We start from the raw sequence: 23,885 nt of genomic DNA, 5'->3' as shown, positions 1-23,885 counted from the left end.
ACCAATCCCATCCAAGTCTCGAGATTTATCCATGGGCTTTCTTCTCTGAATTTTATGTTTTAACTGTGCTACTTCTCTTAGTAGCACGCCTTTTTTTAGAAAATATTCCCTATAAAACCTGATATAGCAGGAGGTAAAAGTATTACTATTCCTAGCCTTGGGGTTTTTAAAATGTCCTAACCTATGTGGCTACGGCTATATTAGCTATGGATAATTAAGAATAGTAAACTTAAATAACTATTTTTAATATTTATTGTCAATCTCAATAATGAAAGTAGAACTCTCTAGAGGATGCTAATCTTTTTTAAACAAAAATTCAGAACTTATACGGATATGATTCAGTATGAAAATTCTTAAAATGATATATCAATACTGCTTACATCACGATGAGGACTATGGCAACCCCCTTAAGTCATAAATATTAGCAGAAAACTAAAGTCTGCCAATAAAACTCTATGCTAAATAAATTATTTCATAGCATAGTTTTGCTATCTTCTCATCTTCCTTGCTTTTAATAATCTTGATTTAGACTGCTATATACCAAATGTATTTCCACTTATTCACATATCTGCTGACCACTATATAGCTAGCGTGGGTTTTTTGAGGGTTGGCTTTTTTACAAAAGGAACAAACTATGTCCCATCGGGAACTTATTTCAAATAATCTTGTAAATGAATTTAAAACTTGTACTCAGTTACAATATAATGGCAAATTAAATATTAAGAGTTCAAAGGGCAGCCAATGGACTTTTTACTATCGGCTGGGACGAATAGTTTGGGCAACAGGGGGAACTCATCCCTTTAGACGCTGGCGCAGGCATATAGCTCAAAATTGTCCCCAAATTGATGTTGATAAGTTGCAGTTACGTTTGCAAGACCTATCAATCGATTACTGGGATTATCGCCTTCTAGAAATCTTGTATAAAAAACAGAAAATCCAGCGAGATCAAATCAACACTATTGTCGATAATACGATAGCAGAACTATTATTTGACCTCGCTCTGCAAGGAAACTTTGCATCTATAAGTTGCAATCGCAGCCAAGAAGTTATCTTAGAAACTCCAATGAGTTTCACGAGTGCAGAAATGTCTGTAAAGCACATGCAAGACTCATGGAAAATTTGGTCAGAAGCTGGTTTAGCAAATTTTTCTCCTGACTTAGCACCAATTCTGCGGCGACCAGAGCAACTTGAGCAGATGGTAAGTCCATCTGTTTACAAAAACTTTGTGAATTTAATCAATGGCAAGTTCACTCTGCGAGATTTAGCCATGAAAATGAAGCAGAGTGTATTACCACTGACGCGTTCGTTGCTTCCCTATATCCTGAAAGGAATTATTGAATTGGTAGAAGTACCTGACTTGCCTTTAGGAATTACTGAAGTCAACAATAACTCTACCACCACACAAGGAAAAAAGCGGATTGCTCCATTAGTGGCTTGCGTTGATGATAGCCCTCAAGTATGTAAAATGCTAGAGGATATTCTCACTTCCAATGGATTGAGGTTTGTCAAGATTCAAGATGCTGTACAAGCTCTACCAATTCTCATTCAGGATAAACCAGACTTGATTTTCTTAGATTTGATTATGCCAGTTGCTAGTGGTTACGAAATTTGCACTCAGTTGCGACGAATATCTACCTTTTCCAATACGCCAATAATTATATTAACGGGCAGTGATGGTCTTTTAGATAGAGTTCGTGCCAAAGTAGTTGGCTCTACAGATTTTCTTACCAAACCTGTAGTGGCTGATAAGGTAATGGGTATAGTACGTAAATATTTACCTACACCGACTGTATCCACCGATAATAGTAAATCTAATTTAGAGGTTTGTAATTAGGAACAATTAGAGGCTATTTTTGTTCTGAATCCTTCTGCAAAATTTATAGTTTTTTCCACCTCAGTAAAAAATAACTTATTGAGGCAAAACTATTTTAGATTTACCCCAGTAATCAAGTCAGTGGCTCTGTTAATTATTTTAAAATTTGGATTTTAGATTGATTATCGCACTTAAATTCGCTTGCTTTCAGGTATTTTTAAATTTTTAATATTCAATCCTAAATCCAGAATTTTTTGATACAACTATTTGGTGATTCAAATATATATTAATTTATGTTGATTACGTACTTTTTCTGAGGTTGATACATAAAGATTGAACCAAAATTAGACAAATACAAAATTTTGTATTTATAACAGTCCTATTTGATTTGTGAAATATTGGTTAGGGCAAAGGGGTTAGGGCTAGTCTCTAGTCCCTTCCATGTCTTGTTTAGGAAATCATTTAGGATTTGTATATCTAATTTGTTTACATTTTGATAAAAATTTAACGAGTAATTAGCATGAATACTGTTTTAGTTGTTGAAGATGGCTTAACAGATATGGAAATAATCAGCCGTTACTTACAACAGGCAGGTTATTCTGTGATGAGCGCTACTAGCAGTGAAGAGGCTCAAGATAAAATAGATAAAAATAAGCCAGACCTAATATTTCTCGACGTAATTTTACCGGGTAAAAGTGGCTTTGAAATTTGCAGAGAACTGAAAAACAATCCCAACACTAGCAAAATACCTGTAGTTTTTTGCTCTACCAAAAATAGTGATGTAGATAAAATTTGGGGTAATATGTTAGGCGCTGATGGTTATCTCTCAAAACCAATTGATCGAGACGAGCTAGTGGTAATTTTAAAGCGATTACTTAATTAGCAAATAATGTCATAAATCAATAATCACTAGAAGTTACTATTTCTCAGGTATAACCTATATAAGAACAAACCATAACTGTAAATAGTGGCTAAAGATAAATAATCAAGGACAAAGGATTAATAACTTTGGAAACCAAGGAAAAGTTTTTAAGTTTTAATTTGGGAGTAAGTGATACAGCCGTAATTTCGTTACAACACATCACAGAGGTTTTGCAAGTGCCATTACCTGAAATATGTGCCGTTCCTCAAATGCCTAGTAGCGTTTTGGGTATTTATAACTGGCGTGGTGAAATGCTTTGGTTAGTGGATTTGGAGGCAATGTTAGGTTATCCTCCAATTTCGCAAGGATCAAATTTACTTTCAAGAATGATGGCGATTGTTCTGGAAAACAAGGGTAAATATTTGGGCTTATTGGTGCGACAGCTTATAGATATTGAATGGCTGGATACTAAGGAAATGAAACCCGCAACTGCTGAATTATTTTATCCGAAAATATCACCTTTTTTACAGGGATACTTTATTAATGATTCGGAGGACATGATTTTTAATTTAGATGCCACAACTATTATGCAAGCTCCCATCTGGGGGATTCATAATTGAACATTTGGCAATGGTTAATTAGGTAGAGGATTTTGACAATACTTAATCTTTAATGACCAAATACCAAATCATTTTTAGCTGTCACATATCAAATTATTATCCATCACAAGTTTTGAGGTTAATCAAATGACATTCTTGTATAACAGTAGCCAGGAAAATGAGCATCTAATCTCTGAATTAGAAAATCAGAATGGTAACGCTAATATAGCGAATATTGCTAGCAATGAAATAACTTTATTAAATGCGATCGCTCAGGAATTTAAAACTTGGCGGCGACAGTTGCAAGACATTGCTACTCACATGCGCCAAGCGCCAGACCTTGATACACTACTCAAAATCACTGTAGCGCAAATTAGAGAAAAGATTGGCTGCGATCGCGCCTTAATTTATCAGTTTACTTCGCGTGAATCAGGTAATGTTTTAGCCGAATCGAGAACACTAGGTTGGACACCAACTTTAGGTGAAAATATTCCCGGAATTATTTTTGGCTTATATACCAATCAAGACTATATAGAATCTGTAGTTATTGACGATATCAATCAAATACAACTTACACCTTATCAAAAGCAACTACTAGATAAATTTCAAATTAAAGCTAGTTTGAGTTTGCCGATTTTAGTAGAAGGTAAAGTATGGGGATTACTGTCAGTAAATAATTGCTACTCAATCCGGCAGTGGCAAGAAGTAGAAATTAGTCTACTATCTCAAATTACAACAGAACTGACTTACAAATTGCAGAGCTTTGAATTCCAAAAAGAACAGCAACAGCGGATACTAGCAAAAAAATCGGTAGCTAAAGTCATCGACAAAATTCTGCGAGTCTCAAATGTCGATAAGCTTTTTCAAACAACCACTCAAGAAGTACGTCAATTACTAAAATGCGATCGCGTCGGTGTTTATCGCTTCAAATCTGACTGGAGTGGCGAGTTTGTCGCTGAGTCTGTAGGTAATGGTTGGGTAAAAATGGTAGGCCCTGATTTTTACATGGTCTGGGAAGATAGCCACTTACAAGAAACTCAAGGAGGACGTTATGCCAAGGGTGAAAGTTTTGTGGTCGATGACATTTATCAAACGGGCCATGCTCAATGTCACATTGACATTTTAGAGCAGTATGAAATGAAGGCTTACATCATTGCACCGATATTTTCTGGAGAAAAATTATGGGGTTTGCTAGCAGCTTACCAAAATTCTGGGCCTCGTGATTGGCAACCTTGGGAAGAAACTTTTGTAACTCAAATTGGCCTGCAATTTGGTGTGGCTATCTCACAAGGGGAATATCTCGAACAAGTGCAGATGAAATCTGATCAACTAGCTCAAATAGTTGAACAAGAGAAAGTTTTCACTAAGATAGTCAACCGCATCCGACAATCTTCAGATGTAGAGAGTGTCTTCAAAACAACCACTCAAGAAGTGCGTCAATCACTACAATGCGATCGCGTCGCTGTCTATCGCTTTAACCCTGACTGGGGTGGCGAATTTGTGGCTGAGTCTGTGAGTACTGGTTGGACAAAACTGGTAGGCCCTGATATTAAAACCGTTTTGGATGATACCTACTTGCAAGAAACTAAGGGAGGTCGGTATGTCAGAGGTGAAAACTTTATCGTTAATAATATCTATGAAGTAGGTTTAGCTCCTTGTCATATTGAGATTTTAGAGCAGTTTGAAGCCAAAGCTTACATGATTGTTCCGATATTTTTCGGGGATAAATTGTGGGGATTGCTGGCAGCTTATCAAAATTCTAGCTCCCGTGAATGGCAAAGCTGGGAAGTAAACTTTTTGGTTCAGACTAGCTTGCAATTTAGCCTAGCTAAATCCCAAATAGATTATTTAGAATTAGTCCGGGTGAAATCTGAAAAATTAGCTCAGATAGCGGAACAAGAGAAAGCTGTCACCAAGATCAGTAACCGCATTCGGCAATCTCTAGATGTAGAAGAAATCTTCAAAACCACCACTCAAGAAGTAAGACAATTACTGCGGTGCGATCGCGTCGCTGTCTATCGTTTCAACCCTAACTGGAGTGGGGAATTTGTAGCGGAATCAGCAGGTCATCTTTGGGTAAAACTGGTAGGCCCCGACATCAAAACTGTCTGGGAAGATACCCACTTACAAGAAACTCAGGGAGGTCGATATGTCGAGGGTGAAAACTTTGTTGTAAATGACATCTATCAGGTAGGTCATTCTCCTTGCCACATTGAAATTTTAGAGCAATTTGAAGTCAAAGCTTATGTAATTGTTCCTGTATTTGCTGGGGAACAATTGTGGGGCTTGCTGGCAGCTTATCAAAATTCGGGAACTCGTGATTGGGAAGAATCGGAAGTCACTTTGTTATCACGCATTGGTAGCCAGTTAGGACTGGCATTACAACATACCGAGTATTTGCAACAAGTACAAGCGCAGTCAGCAAAATTAGCAGAAGCAGCAGCACGGGAAAAGGCAGCTAAGGAGTTACTACAACAACGATCTATTCAACTCCTAACAGCCCTTAGACCCGCTCTCAACGGCGACTTAACGGTACGCGCACCAATTACAGAAGACGAGCTAGGCACCATCGCAGATGCTTACAATAATACTCTGCAAGCGCTGCGGCAAATCGTTATTCAGGTACAGGGGGCTGCTCAACAAGTTGCCCAAACTTCTAGTAATAGCGACGCTTCACTGGCTGGACTAACCAATCTGGCGCAACAACAATCTGAGGAAATTACCGCAGCTTTAGGTGACATTCAACAGATGGTAGACTCCACTCAAGCTGTGGTGGCGAACGCAGAGTTAGTGCAACTAGCAGTGCAACAAGCCAATCAAACTGTAGAGTCTGGTGATACTGCGATGAACCTGACTGTAAAAGCAATCCAAGGAATTCGTGAAACCGTTGCTCAAACCAGCAAAAAGATTAAACGCCTCAGCGAATCTTCGCAAAAAATCTCCAAAGTGGTGAATTTGATTGGTAATTTTGCCACACAAACAAACGTACTGGCTCTGAATGCAGCCATTGAAGCCACCCGTGCAGGTGAATATGGCAAAGGCTTTGCAGTTGTAGCTGATGAAGTCCGTTCTTTATCTCGCCAATCAGCAGCAGCAACCATCGAAATAGAAAAATTAGTTCAGGAGATTCAAGCAGAAACCGGGGAAGTTGCAGTAGCAATGGAAACTGGTATTCAGCAGGTAGTGGAAGGTACGAATCTTGTTAGCGACACTCGCCAGAACTTAAATGCGATCGTTTCTGCAACCGCCGAAATTAGTCAGCTAATCGAGCGCATTACCGCCGCAACTCAAAAACAAATGGCGCAATCTGTAACAGTAACTAAATCAATGCAAGATGTAGCAGAAATTGCTAATAAAACCTTTGCTGAATCTCAAGAAATTGCTACTGTGTTCCAAGATTTATCAGGAATGGCGCAAGAGTTGTTAACAACTGCTAGCAAGTTTAAAGTCAAATGAATTTTAGATTTTAGATTTTAGATTTTGGATTATGAATGAGGAGGATTTTAAGCGGAGAACAAAGCAGCTAGCATTGCGAGTAATCCGCTTAGTAGAAGCTCTTCCGCAGAGCCGAACGGCAGATGTAATTGGCAAGCAACTAATCCGTTCAGCAACATCTGTGGGAGTTAACTATCGGTCAGCTTGTCGTGGTAAGTCAACCGCCGATGTCATTGCTAAACTCAGCTTGGTAGAGGAAGAAGCCGATGAAAGTCTTTATTGGATGGAACTTATTGTTGAAGTTGGTTTATTACCACTGGAAAAAGTTAGCAATTTGATGTCAGAAAACACCGAAATTATTGCAATGACAGTTGCATCAATTAAAACTTTACGTAACAAATCCAAAATTTAAAATCCAAAATATGATTACAGATAACGAAATTCGCGAACAAGGATACATCTACTTTCTGGCTGAAGCCCCGGAATTAGTCCAAATTATTGAACAAGAACTATTTAGCTTATCGGAAGGTTATAGCACTGCCAAAATTCACAACTTAATGCGGGCTACTCATACACTTAAAGGTGGTGCTGCTAATGTTGGATTAGAAGTAATTAAGATGATAGCCCATTTTTTAGAAGATGTATTTAAGGCTCTCTATAATCCAAATGTAGTAGTCGATGCTGAATTACAAACACTTTTGTTACAAGCTTATGAATGCCTGAGTATAGCATTAAATACTGAGCTAATCGGCAGTACTGTTAATGATGAAGAATTGCTTCATCGAGCAACTTCCGTCTTTGCACAGTTACAAGAAAAATTGGGTGATGCTTTTGGTGCTGAGTCTCATATTCCCACCTCTGAAGAATTGGGATTTGATATTGTGCAGTCAGTTTTTGAAGTGGGAGTAGAACAACGTCTAAACAGTATTGCTGATGCTGTTAATAATCCACCAAATGATGCCGAATTAATTGAATTTTTAAAATCTCAATCTGAAGTGTTTTTCGGATTGGCAGAATCTCTAAACTTACCTGGTTTAGGAGAAATTTCCCAAACGATTCTGTTGGCTTTGAAAACAAATCCCACCCAGGTGCAGAAAATTGCAGAAATTGCCCTTGCAGATTTACAACAAGCACAAAAATTAGTATTAGATGGCGATCGCACATCTGGTGGAAAACCTTCTCCAGGTTTACTAAAACTCACAATTGTGGAAAATCATGAGTTATTTGAAGAATTGCAAAATAATTCATCTACTGGCAGTTGTTTCACCCATGAAGAACAATTTTACCAGTTTATCACTACATCTGAGCACAATAAAAATGAATCGGTCAATCCAAAAACTGCCAAGTTTTATTTAAAGGTAATTCGCTATATTTTTGGCTGGTTCAATCACCAGATGCAAATACCGGAAGCAGAACTAAGTTTGAATTTACTAGTTCCCACATTAGAAAGAAAAAGTCTAATTAAGTATATCGAAAACTGGCTGAAAAAGTTTCTTGATTTTGTTCAAGATGAAGAAGATAGTCCAAGTCTTTATATTTATAGACGTGGTATGATCTTAATCATTCTATTTGCAGTTGCAAAATTTCAATATTCTCTTAAATCATCTGATACCTATCTCTCAGTAATTAAAATTCTACAAAACCAAATTTATAAATTAGCAAAAGAATATAAAAATTATCCTCCTGTTACTGGCGAAGAGAAAAATTGGCTTGATAGTCCCAGACTACAAACACTCTTAGTTATTAAAGAGATATCTGTATCACCCCAAACAACTGATAACTTCCTAGAAGCAATATGGGGAGAAGAAGCTAGTCAAAATATTGCTGCTGAAATCGTGACTTTCCAAACTGATGATGATTTTTCAGAAAAGCTTGATTCATTAACTGTCAGTGAACAGGTAGTTATCAATGTTTCTGAAACAGCTATTGAAGTCATGCCTGATTTAGCTACACAAATCAACAAAGAAATAGAAGATAAATCACAGTATGTTCAAACTAAAAACTTTCGCCAACCTTCATTTATTCGAGTAGATACAGAGAGACTGCAACACCTTAATTATCTAGCAGGAGAATTGCTGATTTACCAAAAACGGCGTGGATTGCAAGATGAACAAGTCAAAGAAATAATTGAGCAATTAATACAGCAACTCACTAGACACCAAATAACTTTAAATGAATTACGCGATTTACCATTACAAATACAAAATATAAGCTCACAACAAACGCAAAGTTTTGCAGTGGATTTTGACTCTCTAGAAATGGATGTATATACAGAATTTCAGATGACATTGCATGAAGCAATAGAAGAGACATTGCAACTACAAGAAACCACAGAGTCTCTTGACTTGCTGCTGACCCAAGCTGCTCAAATTAGTGACAAACAAGAGAATTTAACTCTTAATATTATAGATAGCTTAGTAGAAGCACGAATGTCGCCTTTGGGCAATATCCTGAATCGCTTCCCCCACATGGTAGATAAGTTGGGGAATGTTCATGCCAAACTTGTAGAATTGAAACTTATTGGTAGTGAAGTACTAGTAGATAAAGCGATCGCAGAAAAGCTGTACGATCCCTTGTTACACTTAGTGCGTAATGCTTTTGACCACGGTATTGAAGCTCCGCAATTTCGTCGAGAGCTTGGTAAACCAGAACAAGGTTTAATCGAAATCTGCGCCTATCATCAGGGTAGCCAAACTGTTATTGAGGTTCGGGATGATGGTCAGGGATTAAATTTAGACAGAATTCGGAGAAAAGCTGCTGAACTTTATCCCATACAAACTCAAGAAAAAACTAGAGCTTATGCTTCTAATCTGCCTGAATCTGAACTTTTAGATTTGATATTTGCGCCTGGGTTTTCTACTGCTAATAAAGTGAGTGATATTTCTGGGCGCGGTATGGGTTTAGATATTGTGCGTACTCAGATGCACGCACTCAACGGCTCAATTTCAGTTCAATCCTTACCCAATCAAGGAACAATATTCATACTCAAAATTCCTTTTTCTATGACTACAGAAAAATTAATGCTAGTTCAAGCCAAAGGTGTTGTTTATGCTCTCCTTTTGGACAGTGTAGAAAAAATATTGATTCCCTCCGATCAACAAATTAAAGAAATTGAAGGGAATAAAGTCTTGCATTTGCACACAGACAATGATGAGACTATGGTCAGCCTTCGTCAGCTTTCAAAGTTGATTGATTATAATGGTTCATTCTTTAATAGTGCTACTTCATACAACACATCAAATACTCAAGATCCAAGTTTAACGAAGAATCCGGTGCTTTTACTACGACGAAATCAGGGAAAAATTGCTTTAGAAGTTGACCAAATAATTGGTGAACAAGAACTGGTAATTAGACCTTTAGGAAATGCGATCGCACCGCCAAAATATATTTATGGTTGTAGTAGTTTAGCCAATGGTAATCTCATCTTAGTGATTGATGCTTCACTGCTGGTAAAGTCTAGCGAGATCCAACAGACAACACTTGATATCAGAGCGCTACCAGTAGCTTCAGCTTCTTCCTCAAATAAAAAAGCCTTGCCGATATCGGGGCAGACTATTTCATCTACACCATTACTTGCTGCATCTACTTCCACAACAATTATAGAAAGCAAACCCAGTTATTCTCAAGAGCCAAATAAATCACCAAAAGTTATTTTAGTAGTAGATGACGCAATTAGTCTCCGCCAAACTCTTTCTCTCACTCTGCAAAAATCTGGCTATCAAGTAATACAAGCTCAAAATGGTGTAGAAGCTCTAGAGAAGTTGCACTTACATCCAGAAATTCAAGTTGTTGTCTCCGATTTAGAGATGCCACGAATGAATGGTTTCGAGTTGTTGAGTAATTTCCGTCAATACCCCAATTTAAGCAAAATACCTGTAGTGATTCTCACTTCTCGTAGCGCTGAAAAACACCGCCAGCTTGCCCAAGAATTGGGTGCAAAAGCTTACTTAACTAAGCCTTATTTAGAGCATGAATTTTTGTCTACAATTAAAAGTTTAATTAATAGCAATACAGATGATTTAAATCATTTGCTCATGGTGACAAATCATTAAAATTAATCTGAATTTTAGTTGAGTGCTATCGGTAAGTTATCTGTGAGAGTTTAAGTTCAGTGATACCACACTGGTGAAAGAAGCATGGTGTAGTTATGTGGTGTCTCAATCCTTGGGACGCGATCGCCTTAATTACCAGGTAGATTATTTGGATCTACACCTAGAGAACGTAAATACTGCGCTAACTGTTCAGTCTTTTGCCGCTCCTGTTCTACCTGTTCTGCATCTGTCAAATAGCGATTTCCTTGCTCGTCATACCAACATAAAAACTCCTGTTGTATCCCAGCAATTACAGCTTGGTTTCGTCCTATACCTAAACCCACCTCTGGCATCAAATAAGGTTCACCTATTTGTAGTTGGTAGTTTCCATCTATCAACTTATACACTTCAAAGGGTTGATGTTGGTCGCGTCGCCAAAATTCAGGGTTATAAATTACGTAGTACAATACACCGAGTTTTCTGTAGATATCTAGCTTCTCGTCATATTCACCGCCTGGGGTATGAGATACCATTTCTAATGTGAATATTGGAACTATCCCATTTTCTTCCCAAACCGCGTAACTTTTGCGTGATTTACCACCCTTTTTCCGTTCTACTCCCAGACTTAAAAAAGCATCTGGGACTACAGGTACTCTAGGATTTACTCCTGTGGTGTGATACAGTCCCATATCTACTCCGAAGTACCAATCCATGCGATTTGCCCAAATGGAGTTAAGTAAAAAGAGTAAAATATTGGGCAAAAAGTTTTGATCTTCGTTATCCACTGGTGTATCGTCTGAACAGGGAAGTTCATCAGTAGTTGGTAACGCATTTTTGAGATCAGGTGAGAGCATAACCGTTGTCTCGCTGGCGTTTAATGCCTTTATTATAAATGAGCGAACAAAAGTTTAACGTTTGGGTGTAGCTTCACCAAACTTAATTAAAAATGCGATCGCAATACTAACAAGCAAAATTAACGTCATACTTAAGGCTGAACCAAATCCCCAATTTTGCGTTGCTCCAAGAAACTGGTTATAAACTAACCGCGCCGCCGTCATACTAGAAGCACCACCGAGTAATTCTGGATCAACAAAATCCCCCAAGCCTGTGATGAATACAAGCATGGAAGCAGCTGCAATTCCCGGCAAAATTTGCGGTACGGTTACTTGGAAAAAAGTTTCTACAGGATTTGCACCTAAATCAGCTGCGGCTTCTAGCAACTGCTTGTCTAACTTTTCGAGAGAAGCATATAAAATCAAAACCATGTAGGGTAACAAGCTGTAACTCATCCCAATCAATACAGCTTGACTCTGATTAAGTAATTGCAAAGTAGGCAAGCCTAAATTGCTGAGTAAACTATTTAATAAACCAGTAGGACGAAGAATTGTAATCCAAGCATAGGAGCGAAGTAAAGAGGAAGTCCACAAAGGCAAGACAAAGCTTAATAACAGCAAATTTCGCCAACGCTGCGGTGCTATCTGAGCAATCCAATAAGCGACTGGGAAGCCCAAAATTAAACAAATTATTGTGGTACCAAAGGCAAAAAATAGCGATCGCCCAATTACTTGCACATAAAGAGAGTCAAATATTCGGATGTAGTTTTTGAATCCGTTGGGATTGACCAAATCTCCCGGTCGGATGTCTGCAACTAAACTTAACTCGAAAATTATCAAAGTTGGCAACACCAACAAAAGCAATAACCAAATGCCAGATGGTGCAAGCAATACTAAGGGTTGGAGCCAATTTCTAATGGGGTGCTGCAATTCTTCTATTTTAGAAATCTCATTTTTTTCCAAATTAATCACTCCTAACTCCTAGTTACTAACTGTTTTAACTGCTAGTTAATTGAGTCCAATAACGATCATAAACTTCTTCAAAATCTCCTACAGGAGTAACACGTTCACAATTTTGTAAAAGTGACTCTGGCGGAAACAAATTAAAATTGTTTTGGATTATTTTTGGCAATTGTTCAAATCCAGCGCTATTAGGTGTAGAAATATTCAGACGTTGAGTGATTTGGGCTGCTATTTCTGGTTGCAAAATCATGTTAATCCAAGCATAAGCTCCATCTTGGTTGGGGGCTGTTTTGGGAATCACAATAGTGTCTGTCCATAATGAAGAACCACTGCGAGGAACCACATATTTGAGTTTAGGGTTTTCTTGAGAGATTTTCACTGCATCTGCTGAATAACACATTGCTAATAGTAAATCTCCTGCCAGAATTTGATTTTGCCAAGCGTCGGTGTCAAAACGTGCGATCGCAGGTTTTAGTTCCTTCAACTTTTCATAAGCTTGTTTGATTTCTTGTTCATTTTTTGAGTTGTAAGAATAACCTAGCATTCTTAACGTCGCACCCATCACCTCTCGAACATCATTGAGCAAGGTCATCCGCTGATTAAGTTGCTCTTGATTTTGCCAAAGGTAATCCCAGTCTTGTGGTGGATTGTTTATTTTTTCGGAATTGTAAAGTAAACCTGTTGTTCCCCAGTTAAAAGGGATACTGTAGCGGTTATTAGGGTCATAACTAGGATTCTGGAACCGGGGAAATAAATTCTCTAGACCGATTAAGCGATCGTGATTTATTTCTGTTAGTAAACCTTTGTCTACCATCTTTTGCACCATATAATCAGATGGGTTGATGATGCTATAAGTGCCACCGCCTCCAGCTTGGAATTTAGCTAGCATGACATCATTGGAATCATATACATCCGCCAGCACTTTTATACCAGTTTGGGTGCTAAAATTTTTCAGTAATTGGTTGTCAGTATATTGGGTCCAGGTAAAGATATAAAGTTGGTCACGCTGACCATTCGTATTAGGATTAGCACGTACTTCAGCCAGCCTCCAGCCACAACCAGCTAAAGATAAGCTAGAAAGTGATGCCACCCCTTTTAAAAATTGGCGTCTGTTAGTCATTAAGTTAATAGTTAATCATCTTCTGTGTTGTTGTCGATTGATTTTAGATATAGGACTCATATTTGATTTCTGAAAAAACTCAGTACAACTAAGAAGCCTTCTTTCCTGTTGCCTGTTGCCTGTTGCCTATTGCCTGTTGCCTATTGCCTGTCTACGCAAATTCGTTCAGAAATCAAAGCGGATTCCTATATGCCTTTAATTAGAGTGCTCATAGCCAGTTTAAACATTAACTTAAGTGTATCTACCTGTGCAACTGTTAATAAGTTACGGCTATCAGCTAGTTTGAGGAAAGATTTTTAATCTATTTAAACAAGCTTGAGCTATAAGAATTAACAAGGTGAGCGATCGTCAAACTATCAGGGGAACCCAGGGTTGTCAGCTGAACTGCACTTCTGTAGTAGCAAAAAGAACAGGGTTTGTCATTACCTTACCAGTTAAAACTGTGACAGGAGTTTTGGATTCATAACTGTAAGGAAACTGTAAGGAGGACTCATACAAATGTCTAATTGGCAAAACTTTCGCTTGCAGTTTCAGGGAATTCGATATTATCTGATTTTCCTGGCTGCCCTCTGGTTGACTTTAGGGGTTCCAGGTTGCAGTTTCTCCCCATCCAATTCTCAAACAACTTCATCTCTTAGTCCCACCCAGATCAAGCCAACAGTAGAACGCTTTGACGGTGTGACGGTTAATGTCATTACCCATGATGAAGCAATTTATACGGGAACTAAGCGACATATTGCTGAGTTTGAATCGATGACTGGAGCGAAGATCAATCTAACGGGTATTCCCTTTAAAAATCTCTACACCACATTACAAAAGAACTGGTCTGGTAACAATTCAAAGTACGATATGGCAGTGATCTTACCTCAATGGCTGATTGACTTTATCAATGCTGGCTATTTGGAAGATTTAACTGCACGAGTCAATACTGATACTGGTTTGCAGTGGTCAGATATTGCTCCGATCTTTCGGAATGTGAGTGCGACTTATAAAGGGCGGATTTATAGCATTCCCTTGGATGGCGATTTTCACATGGTTTATTACCGTACCGATCTGTTAAAGGAAGCTGGTTTAACGCCTCCAGCAACATGGGATGAGTATTTGGCGATCGCTAAACGGTTTCATGGCAAAGACCTAAATGGCGACGGTAAACCAGACTATGGCTCTTGTATTTCAAAGCGTGCTAATGAAAATAGCACAAGTATGTTGATTTCCATTGCCACTCCTTTTTTGCAATCTCAGGGAACAGCACAAGGAGCATTTTTTGACCCAGATACGATGAAACCTTTGGTCAACAATCCAGCTTTTGCCAAAGCACTGGATATTTACAAACAAACTATGGACTATGGAATTCCCCAAGATCAAAATCTGGGTGGTTCTAAAGCTAGAGAATTATTTATCACTGGCAGGTGTGCTATGACCATTGATTGGGGCGATGTCGGGCCTCTAGCTATAGATTTGTCTGTGTCTAAAGTGATGGATAAAGTCGGTGCTGTCATCACTCCAGGTACTACTCAAGTCCTCGATCGCAAGACCAACAAATTGGTCGCCTGCAATAAATTTACCTGTCCATACTCCATTGGTGGCGTCAATCACGCGCCTTATGCAGCTAATGTTGGTTGGACTGGTGTGATTCATACTAAGGCAGCATCAAGGGTACAGGATGCCGCATACTCGTTTCTCTCATATATCAGTCAACCTGCTCAGTCCAGTATAGATGTGACTATCGGCACAACGGGCTTCAATCCCTATCGAATTTCTCAATTTCAAAACTCAGATCCCTGGATAAAAGCAGGGCTGTCGTCTAAAGCTGCTAACAACTATCTGGCAGCGATTGGGGTCAGCTTGAACAGCCCCAACATCGTTTTGAATTTGAGCATTCCCCATAATCAGCAATATCAATTTGAAGTCCTCGATGCCGCTGTATCTAATTTTTTAGCAAACAAACTCACCACAGAGACAACCATGCAGCAGATTGAACAGGGATGGGAGCAGATTACTAACACAGTCGGGCGTGATTCTCAACGCGCCGCTTACCGCGCCAGCATCGGGCTATGACAGAATGAAAAACTCTACGCCACTTGCGGGATGGAGTTTCCCGTCGCTTTCAATAAAAGGGGGCAATAAGGCAATACAGTTCAAAATGAGCAACAAAACTCTCATAATGATAATGATATCGAAATCATTTATGACTTGTAATACACAGGCAATATCAGTAGCTTGAGACTGTAACAGGAGGCACGCAAGTGCGAAATTGGAACCTCAGCACCAAAATTATTGCTTCCTATTCAGTGCTAATCGCAGTGATGGCTGGGACAATAGCTTCGGGGATGTACTGGCAGTTTTACTCTAGTCAACGGCAGGCAATTCGTAATCGTCTTTTGGCGATCGTCAGTCTGGCAGTTCCCCAAATCGATAGCGATTATCACGGATTGGTTCTCTCGCGTAGCGATCGCACTTCCGCCTTTTATAAAATTAATCAAGATAGACTTGTAGCCATTCAAGCAACCAGTCCAGATATTAAGCGTATTTATACGGTACGCCAGCAACCAAATAAAAAATTTGTCTATGTCTTAAACTACACCCTGCCGATCAAGGCAAAACTGTATTGATTGGCATGGATTACACCAAGTCATTAGATAATTTGTATGCAGCCGTTGCTAGAAATACACCCTTCGTTGAGCCGGAATTTCACCAAACTGCAAATGGCGAAACTATTCTTTACGGCTATGCCCCAATTACCAATCTCCAGGGTCGTGTGAATGGATTCTTGGTGGTTGAACTGGATGCAAGTTCTGTGTTGCGCCAGGAATATTCAGTAGCCGCATTTGCTTTGGTAACTTTTTTGGGTGTATTGTTGCTGACTGTAGTTTTAGTGCGTTGGCTATCGCGATCGCTTGTCGTGCTACCAATTTTACAACTCAATAGCGCCGCCAAGCAATTAGAAAGGGGAAATTGGGATGCAACTCTACCGAGCGATGTCTACGACGGGCTACGCCTACGCACCGATGAGCTTGGAGAACTCTCCGCATCTTTTAATAGCATGGCTAAACAGTTGCAAACCTCCTTTGCCACTTTAGAACAAAAAGTAGAAGAACGAACGCTACAACTAGCAGAGGCCAAAGAAAAAGCCGATACTGCTAACCTTGCCAAGAGTGAGTTTCTGGCTAACATGAGCCATGAACTGCGAACACCGCTTAATGGCATCCTAGGCTATGCCCAAATTCTCCAAAACAGTGAACCATTAACAGAACGAGCTAAAAAAGGTGTAGATATCATCTATCAGTGCGGCAATCATTTGCTGAATCTAATTAATGATGTCCTTGACCTTGCTAAAATCGAAGCCCATAAGCTGGAATTGTACCCCAGCGATGTCTATTTACCGGCACTTCTGGAAGGCGTTGCGGAGATGATGCGCGTGCGTGCTGGTCAAAAAGGAATTCCTTTCACCTATCAACCTGATTCTAATTTACCCATTGGCATTACAGTCGATGAAAAACGGCTACGCCAAGTGTTGATTAACTTATTAGGCAATGCCATTAAGTTTACTGACGAAGGCGGGGTGACGTTTCGCGTTAAAACTCAAAAACTGGAAACTGGAACCTATCAAATTCGCTTTCAGGTCGAAGATACAGGGGTGGGGATATCGCCATCTGGACTCACGAAAATCTTCCAACCCTTTGAACAAGTGGGTGATGTGAAGAAACAAGGAGAAGGTACTGGACTAGGACTAGCAATTAGTCAGCAAATCGTTTCTCTGATGCATAGCACCCTAAATGTGGAAAGCCAGTTGGGAAAAGGTAGCACCTTCTGGTTTGAGGTCGAACTTGCCGAAGCTAAAGAATGGGCAGCAAGTCTGCGAACAACTAAGCAAGAGAAGATTACAGGATTTCAAGGCAGCAAGCGCCAAGTGCTGGTAATCGATGACCGTTGGGAGAATCGGTCAGTTTTGGTCAATTTACTCAAACCTTTAGGTTTTGTAGTGACTGCCGTCAGCAACGGTAGAGAAGGATTGGACAAGGCCAAAGAGATTCATCCTGACCTAATTATTACAGACTTGATGATGCCAGAAATGGATGGCTACGAGATGCTGCGACAGTTGCGACAGATTCCTGAGTTGAAGAATATTCCAGCGATCGCTTCTTCAGCTAGTGTATTTGAAAGTAACCAAAATGAGAGTATCACAGCCGGAGCCGATGCTTTTTTACCCAAGCCTGTAGAAGCCCCAGCACTGCTGAAGTTGTTGGAAAAATACCTGAGTCTGCAATGGATTTATGAGTAAAATTCCATTAGGGTAAAGGTTAAAGGTTTTTTCTTTCCCCTTTCCCCTTACCCTTTTCCCCAAAACCCGACAAGTATTGACCCCAGATGAGATCATTCCCCCGACCGATGAGGTTTTGTCGAAATTGCACACATTGGCGTTGCAGGGACGCTTGATGGCGATCGAGCAACAGCTAAAAACTTTGGAAAAAACAGATGATCAGAGGTTGAATGAACAAGTTTTTCGCTGTGACTTTCGGCACTTTTAGATCCCCTTAAAAAGAAGGGAATCGGAATCAAAGTCCCCCTTTTTAAGGGGGATTTAGGGGGATATAAAATTTTTTATACTGACAAGAGGACTTTTCAAACATCCTCTCAGATACCCGACTTCGCGCAAGTTGTCAGGGATCTTTTTTGGGAATACTAAATCTGGAAGTTTCACAGATTTAGCAGCATGGTTAGCACTATTGTCAATATTCCCGGATACAAGATTAGCGAAGAACTCTACAATGGTTCGAGAACCCTAGTTTATCGAGGGTATCGAGAGACTGACTCGTTACCTGTAGTGATTAAACTGCTGAAAAATCCTTATCCCAGCTTCTCTGAACTCTTGTCGTTTCGCAATCAATACACCATCGCCAAAAATCTTAACCATCCGGGAATTATTCAAACTTATAGCCTAGAACCATACCAAAATGGCTATACGTTGGTGATGGAAGACTTTGGGGGCATATCTCTTAAGGATTTTGTCAAGGTAGAGAGGTTACATATAACCTCTCTAAAGGAATTTTTGCTCCCCGCTATATCTCTGTGTAACACATTAGATATTCTCATTCGTCATCGTATTATTCATAAAGATATTAAACCCAGTAATATTTTAATTAATCCCGAAACCAAACAAGTTAAATTAATTGACTTCAGTATTGCATCTTTGCTACCAAGAGAAACCCAAGAAATTAAAAATGCCAATGCTCTAGAAGGCACACTTGCTTATCTTTCGCCAGAGCAAACTGGAAGGATGAACCGGGGAATTGACTATCGCAGTGACTTCTACTCATTAGGTGTCACATTTTATGAATTACTCACTGGAGTTTTACCATTTGTCTCAAACGATCCGATGGAGTTGGTGCATTGTCATCTTGCCAAAAATCCCATTGCCGTACATCATCACAATCCCAATATTCCCTTAGTTTTATCTGAAATCGTCAGTAAGTTAATGGCGAAGAATGCCGAAGAACGCTATCAGAGTGCCTTGGGAATCAAGCATGATTTAGAAATTTGTCTAAGTCAATTACAAGCCACCGATAATATTGAATATTTTACATTAGGAGAACGAGATATTAGCGATCGCTTCCTCATTCCCGAAAAACTCTACGGCAGAGAAATCGAAGTATTAACCCTGCTCCAAGCATTTGAAAAAGTCAGCCTTGGGACAACAGAAATGATGTTGGTAGCAGGTTTTTCTGGAATTGGAAAAACTGCCGTTGTCAATGAAGTTCATAAACCCATTGTCCGGCAACGCGGTTATTTTATTAAAGGGAAATATGACCAATTCCAGCGCAATATTCCCTTTTCGGCATTTGTGCAAGCATTCCGAGATTTAATGGGGCAATTGCTTTCAGAATCAGATGCACAATTACAAGCCTGGAAAACCAAAATTCTCGAAGCCGTTGGCGACAATGGACAAGTCTTAATTGATGTAATTCCAGAGCTAGAACTTATTATTGGTACTCAACCTCCAGCTATAGAACTATTAGGGAGTGCTGCCGAAACCCGCTTTAATCTGCTGATGCAGAAATTTGTGCAAATCTTCACAAGTGTTGAACATCCTTTAGTGATGTTTTTAGATGATTTGCAATGGGCAGATTCCGCATCGCTGAAATTGCTGGAATTATTAATGTCAGAAACAGGACATTTATTAATCTTGGGTGCATATCGAGATAATGAGGTTTCGCCGGTTCACCCATTCATCCTGACTGTAGATGAAATTGTCAAAACTGGGGCAGTGGTCAATACGATTGTTCTGCAACCGTTAAGCGAACCAGATATGAATCAGTTGGTGGCAGATACCCTAAATTGCAAATTATTGCTAGCCCAACCTTTGACAAAATTAGTCTATCAAAAAACTCATGGTAATCCTTTTTTTGCTACCCAGTTTCTCAAAGCATTAAATGACGATAATCTAATTACTTTTGACCCCCCTCAGTCCCCCCTTAGCAAGGGGGGAAGACAAGGGGGGTGGCAGTGTAATATTGCCCAAGTCAGAGCCTTAGCAATTACTGATGATGTGGTGGAGTTTTTGTCACTGCAATTGCAGAAGTTGCCGAACCAGACTCAGAATGTTCTCAAACTAGCAGCTTGTATTGGAGCGCAGTTTGATTTGAATACGCTGGCGATCGTTTCAGAACAATCCCTAGAAACAACGGCGGCTGATTTATGGAAAGCTTTGCAAGAAGGGCTGATTATTCCGAATACGGAAATCTATAAGTTCTTTATTCAATCAGATGGTACCTCGGTTTCTAATGCCGCAGCTAATCCGATTTATCGGTTTTTGCATGACCGAGTTCAACAAGCAGCTTATTCCTTAATTCCTGATGACCAAAAAAAAGCAACCCATGTCAAAATTGGGCAGTTACTTCAGCAAAACTTTTCAGAAATAGAACGAGAAGAAAAACTGTTTGATATTGCCCTTCATTTGAATTTAGGAATTGAATTAATTAATCAACAACAGGAACGAGAAGCCTTAGCGCAACTTAACTTCAAAGCTGGCAGTAAAGCCAGAAGTTCAACTGCATACACTGCCGCCAAAGTGTATCTACAAACTGGAATTGATTTACTAGAGGTCGATTGTTGGCAACATCAATATGAACTAACTCTAAATTTGTATGTGACGGCTGCGGAAGTTGCGTATTTGAATGGTGACTTTGAGGGTATGGAACAGCTAGCCGCAGTGGTATTGCGACAAGCACAGACTATTTTCGACAAAGTGAAAATCTACGAAATTCAAATCGTGGCACAGACGGCTCAGATCCAAATATTAACGGCGCTGGCAGTGGGAACAGAGGCTTTAGCACAATTTGGGGTGGATTTCCCGACGGAAGTAGACGAAGCTTTGATTGACAAAGCCTTACAAGAACTTAACCAGCAACTAAATGGTAGAGAGATTGCTGGGTTAATCGATCTGCCCGTGATGAGCGATCGCACAGCCCAAGCCGCAATGCAATTGTTAAGAATGTTGGTTGCACCTGTGTTCCAGGGAATGCCAGGTTTACTGCCCCTGTTGAGCGCGACGATGGTGCGGTTATCGCTCCAGTTTGGCAATGACAAAGCCTCGACAGTCGGCTATGTGATTCATGGCATGGTGCTATGTTCAATTCTTGGCGAAGTCGAAACAGGCTACGAGTTTGGTAAATTATCACTCTCCTTGCTGGAGAGGTTGAATGCTCAGTCCATGAAATGCAGCACTCTCAACCTGTTTGGGAATTTCATTCAGCATCACCAGCAATCATTCTTGGCAACGCTACCAACCATGAAAGATAGTTACATCATTGGTATGGAAACAGGTGATTTTCTCTTTGCTGGCTACGGCATAGCAAATTACGCCTATGTTGCGCTTTTTGCAGGTGTAGACCTAGACACGTTGGCACCGGAATTGACTGGTTACAGTGCTGCCCTGGCTCAATTGAAACAAGATTCAGCGCGGATTATTTTGGGTATGGTGCGGCAAACAGTGCAGCAGTTCAGAGAAACGGTGAGCCAGCCCGATTGCTTAATAGGCACTGCCTACGATGAAACGGTGATGATTCCTAAGCACCACGAGGATAAGAATCTCACAATGATCGCCTTTGTTTCTACTTACAAACTGCTGCTTGCCTACTACTTTGGCAATTATCAGGCTGCTCTCGACTATATCACCCAAGGCAAATCCTATTTGATGGCAGCATCGGGAATGGTGCATATTCCCACTTTCCATTTCTATGCAGCCCTGACGTACTTGGCACTTGTTCCCACAAAGTCAGAAATTGAGCTTTCGGTAATTTTCGCCGAGTTTAAAACCTATGAAACTATTCTGCATCAGTGGGCGCACAATGCCCCGATGAATCATCAGCATAAATGGCATCTCTTGGAGGCCGAAAAGTGTCGAGTTCTCGGTAACAAATTGGAAGCAATGGAGCAGTACGATCGCGCCATTCAACTCGCCAAAGAAAATCAATACCCCAACGAAGAAGCATTAGCCAATGAACTAGCTGCTAAATTCTATCTGGATTGGGGCAAAGAAAAAATCGCTCAAACCTATATGAATGAAGCTTATTATTGTTACACCCGTTGGGGAGCAAAAGCTAAAGTTGTTGATTTAGAAACCCGCTATCCCCAACTACTCGCCACAATTTGCCAAAAACAGCAATCATCTTTCACATCTACGGAAACGATGATTGCGATCTCTTCTCACACGATTCAGACTTCTAGCTTCAATAATGCTAGCCTCTCCCAAGCCCTGGATCTGGCGACCATTCTCAAAGCTTCTCAATCTCTGTCGAGTGAAATTGAGTTGGATAAATTACTCTCAACTCTACTTGAGGTGATACTGGAAAGTGCGGGAGCGGATAAATGTGCGTTGCTGATGCCTTCAGGCTCGCGCTGGGTAATTGAGGCATTATCCCAATTGGAACAGCCTAATATTATCTTGCGAAGGCTGCCCTTTGACGATGGTCAAACAGTACCCGTTACCCTAATCAATCGGGTCAAAAATACCCTCACCTTGACAGTAATTGAGAATGCAGTAGTTGAGCCAACCCTAGTAGCTGACCCTTATATTATTCGCCATTCACCTAAGAGTATTCTCTGTGCGCCAATTCTCAACCAAGGCAAATTGATTGGCATTTTGTACCTAGAAAATAATTTGACAGTGGGAGCATTTACGAGCGATCGCCTACAAGTTCTCAAACTCCTCACGACTCAAGCAGCGATCTCTCTAGAAAATGCCCAACTTTATCGCCAATTAGAGGAATATTCCCATACTTTGGAGCAAAAAGTCGAAGAACGCACCCAGGAAATCACACGTTCTTACACTCAGCTAGAATCAACCTTAGAAAAACTATACTCGACTCAAGCCAAGCTAATTCAAGCTGAAAAAATGTCAGGTTTGGGACAGCTAGTTGCTGGAATTGCTCATGAAATTAATAATCCGATTAATTTCATCTATGGCAACTTAGAGCCAGCCAGTGAATATGTTGCTTCCTTAATTGAATTAAATAACTTATATCAGAAATATTATCCCCAACCGTTGCCAGAGATTGCCGCAAAAATCACCGAGATAGAACTAGAATTTCTGGTGAATGATTTACAAAAGCTACTCTCGTCGATGAGGGTAGGAGCAGATCGTATCCGTCAAATTGTGCTGTCGCTGCGAAATTTTTCCCGTTTGGATGAATCAGAAATAAAATCAGTAGATATTCACTCTGGTATTGATAGCACGCTGTTAATTTTGCAACATCGACTTAAAAACAATAGCAAGCATTCCGAAATTACAGTTATTCGAGAATATGCAAACCTACCTTTAGTTAATTGTTATGCTTCAGCGTTAAATCAGGTATTTATACATCTGATAAATAATGCTATTGATGCTATACAAGAATCAAAGATAAATCGCACACCTACTATTAGAATTCGGACGGAATTTTTAGAACCTAAAAAGGTAATAATCCGCATTGCAGACAACGGTGTAGGGATGAGCGAGTCTGTGCAAAATAAGATGTTTAATCCATTTTTTACTACAAAGCCGATTGGTAGTGCGACAGGTTTGGGATTGTCAACTAGCTATTCGATTGTAGTAGAAAAACATGGAGGTCAGTTAAGCTGCATTTCTAAACTAGGAGAGGGAACAGAATTTTCCATTGAAATTCCGTTATAGTTTAGTCCTCAGATCCTCGACTTCGCGCAAGTTGTCGGGGATCTTTTTTGGGAATACT

Annotated in this window: 14 protein-coding genes; 11 read left to right on the top strand and 3 right to left on the bottom strand. The window is 39.9% G+C overall.

The window, feature by feature from the left end; translation table 11 throughout:
* The first annotated feature begins 634 nt into the window (after positions 1-634).
* The 6 genes from RRG12_RS31115 to RRG12_RS31090 all read left to right on the top strand — a co-directional run bounded on the left by RRG12_RS31115 (position 635) and on the right by RRG12_RS31090 (position 10,761).
* The gene (locus RRG12_RS31115; RefSeq protein ID WP_420761865.1) at positions 635-1,834 is read left to right on the top strand and encodes a response regulator; all 1,200 of its coding nucleotides are present in this window, start codon (positions 635-637) and stop codon (positions 1,832-1,834) included.
* Between the two features lie 499 nt (positions 1,835-2,333).
* On the top strand, positions 2,334-2,696 hold the full coding sequence (locus RRG12_RS31110) for a response regulator transcription factor (RefSeq protein WP_069069929.1): 363 nt from the start codon (positions 2,334-2,336) through the stop codon (positions 2,694-2,696).
* A gap of 125 nt (positions 2,697-2,821) precedes the next feature.
* Positions 2,822-3,295: a chemotaxis protein CheW gene (locus RRG12_RS31105; RefSeq protein ID WP_420761864.1), complete on the top strand. Its 474-nt coding sequence runs from the start codon at positions 2,822-2,824 to the stop codon at positions 3,293-3,295.
* A gap of 126 nt (positions 3,296-3,421) precedes the next feature.
* Positions 3,422-6,730 (top strand): GAF domain-containing protein, encoded by a 3,309-nt coding sequence (locus RRG12_RS31100; protein ID WP_420761863.1) that lies wholly within the window; start codon positions 3,422-3,424, stop codon positions 6,728-6,730.
* 31 nt (positions 6,731-6,761) lie between these two features.
* On the top strand, positions 6,762-7,121 hold the full coding sequence (locus RRG12_RS31095) for a four helix bundle protein (RefSeq protein WP_420761862.1): 360 nt from the start codon (positions 6,762-6,764) through the stop codon (positions 7,119-7,121).
* Positions 7,122-7,131: 10 nt separating this feature from the next.
* The gene (locus RRG12_RS31090; protein WP_420761861.1) at positions 7,132-10,761 is read left to right on the top strand and encodes a response regulator; all 3,630 of its coding nucleotides are present in this window, start codon (positions 7,132-7,134) and stop codon (positions 10,759-10,761) included.
* A 128-nt stretch (positions 10,762-10,889) separates the two neighbouring features.
* On the opposite strand, the gene RRG12_RS31085 is transcribed toward RRG12_RS31090, so the two are convergent.
* The 3 genes from RRG12_RS31085 to RRG12_RS31075 are packed head-to-tail and all read right to left on the bottom strand — an operon-like array spanning position 10,890 to position 13,656.
* Positions 10,890-11,594: a Uma2 family endonuclease gene (locus RRG12_RS31085; protein WP_420761860.1), complete on the bottom strand. Its 705-nt coding sequence runs from the start codon at positions 11,592-11,594 to the stop codon at positions 10,890-10,892.
* 54 nt (positions 11,595-11,648) lie between these two features.
* Complete coding sequence (locus RRG12_RS31080) at positions 11,649-12,542, bottom strand: ABC transporter permease (protein ID WP_420761866.1); 894 nt, start codon at positions 12,540-12,542, stop codon at positions 11,649-11,651.
* Positions 12,543-12,570: 28 nt separating this feature from the next.
* Positions 12,571-13,656 carry an ABC transporter substrate-binding protein gene (locus RRG12_RS31075; protein ID WP_420761859.1) on the bottom strand — a complete coding sequence of 362 codons (1,086 nt, stop codon included), beginning with the start codon at positions 13,654-13,656 and terminating at the stop codon, positions 12,571-12,573.
* Positions 13,657-14,154: 498 nt separating this feature from the next.
* On the opposite strand from RRG12_RS31075, the gene RRG12_RS31070 reads away from it, so the two are divergent.
* The 5 genes from RRG12_RS31070 (at position 14,155) to RRG12_RS31050 (ending at position 23,827) form a co-directional block, all read left to right on the top strand.
* Positions 14,155-15,714, top strand: coding sequence for an ABC transporter substrate-binding protein (locus RRG12_RS31070; RefSeq protein WP_420761858.1), 1,560 nt, complete (start codon positions 14,155-14,157; stop codon positions 15,712-15,714).
* 188 nt (positions 15,715-15,902) lie between these two features.
* On the top strand, positions 15,903-16,268 hold the full coding sequence (locus RRG12_RS31065; RefSeq protein ID WP_420761857.1) for a hypothetical protein: 366 nt from the start codon (positions 15,903-15,905) through the stop codon (positions 16,266-16,268).
* A 5-nt stretch (positions 16,269-16,273) separates the two neighbouring features.
* On the top strand, positions 16,274-17,938 hold the full coding sequence (locus RRG12_RS31060) for an ATP-binding protein (RefSeq protein WP_420761856.1): 1,665 nt from the start codon (positions 16,274-16,276) through the stop codon (positions 17,936-17,938).
* A 76-nt stretch (positions 17,939-18,014) separates the two neighbouring features.
* Positions 18,015-18,185 (top strand): hypothetical protein, encoded by a 171-nt coding sequence (locus RRG12_RS31055; protein ID WP_176726978.1) that lies wholly within the window; start codon positions 18,015-18,017, stop codon positions 18,183-18,185.
* 185 nt (positions 18,186-18,370) lie between these two features.
* The gene (locus RRG12_RS31050) at positions 18,371-23,827 is read left to right on the top strand and encodes a trifunctional serine/threonine-protein kinase/ATP-binding protein/sensor histidine kinase (protein WP_420761855.1); all 5,457 of its coding nucleotides are present in this window, start codon (positions 18,371-18,373) and stop codon (positions 23,825-23,827) included.
* The last annotated feature ends 58 nt before the right edge of the window (positions 23,828-23,885 follow it).

The sequence above is a fragment of the Nostoc sp. CALU 546 genome (genome assembly GCF_048836525.1).
The sequence above is the reverse complement of the archived record's forward strand: the minus strand, read 5'-3'. Positions and strand labels throughout refer to the sequence as shown.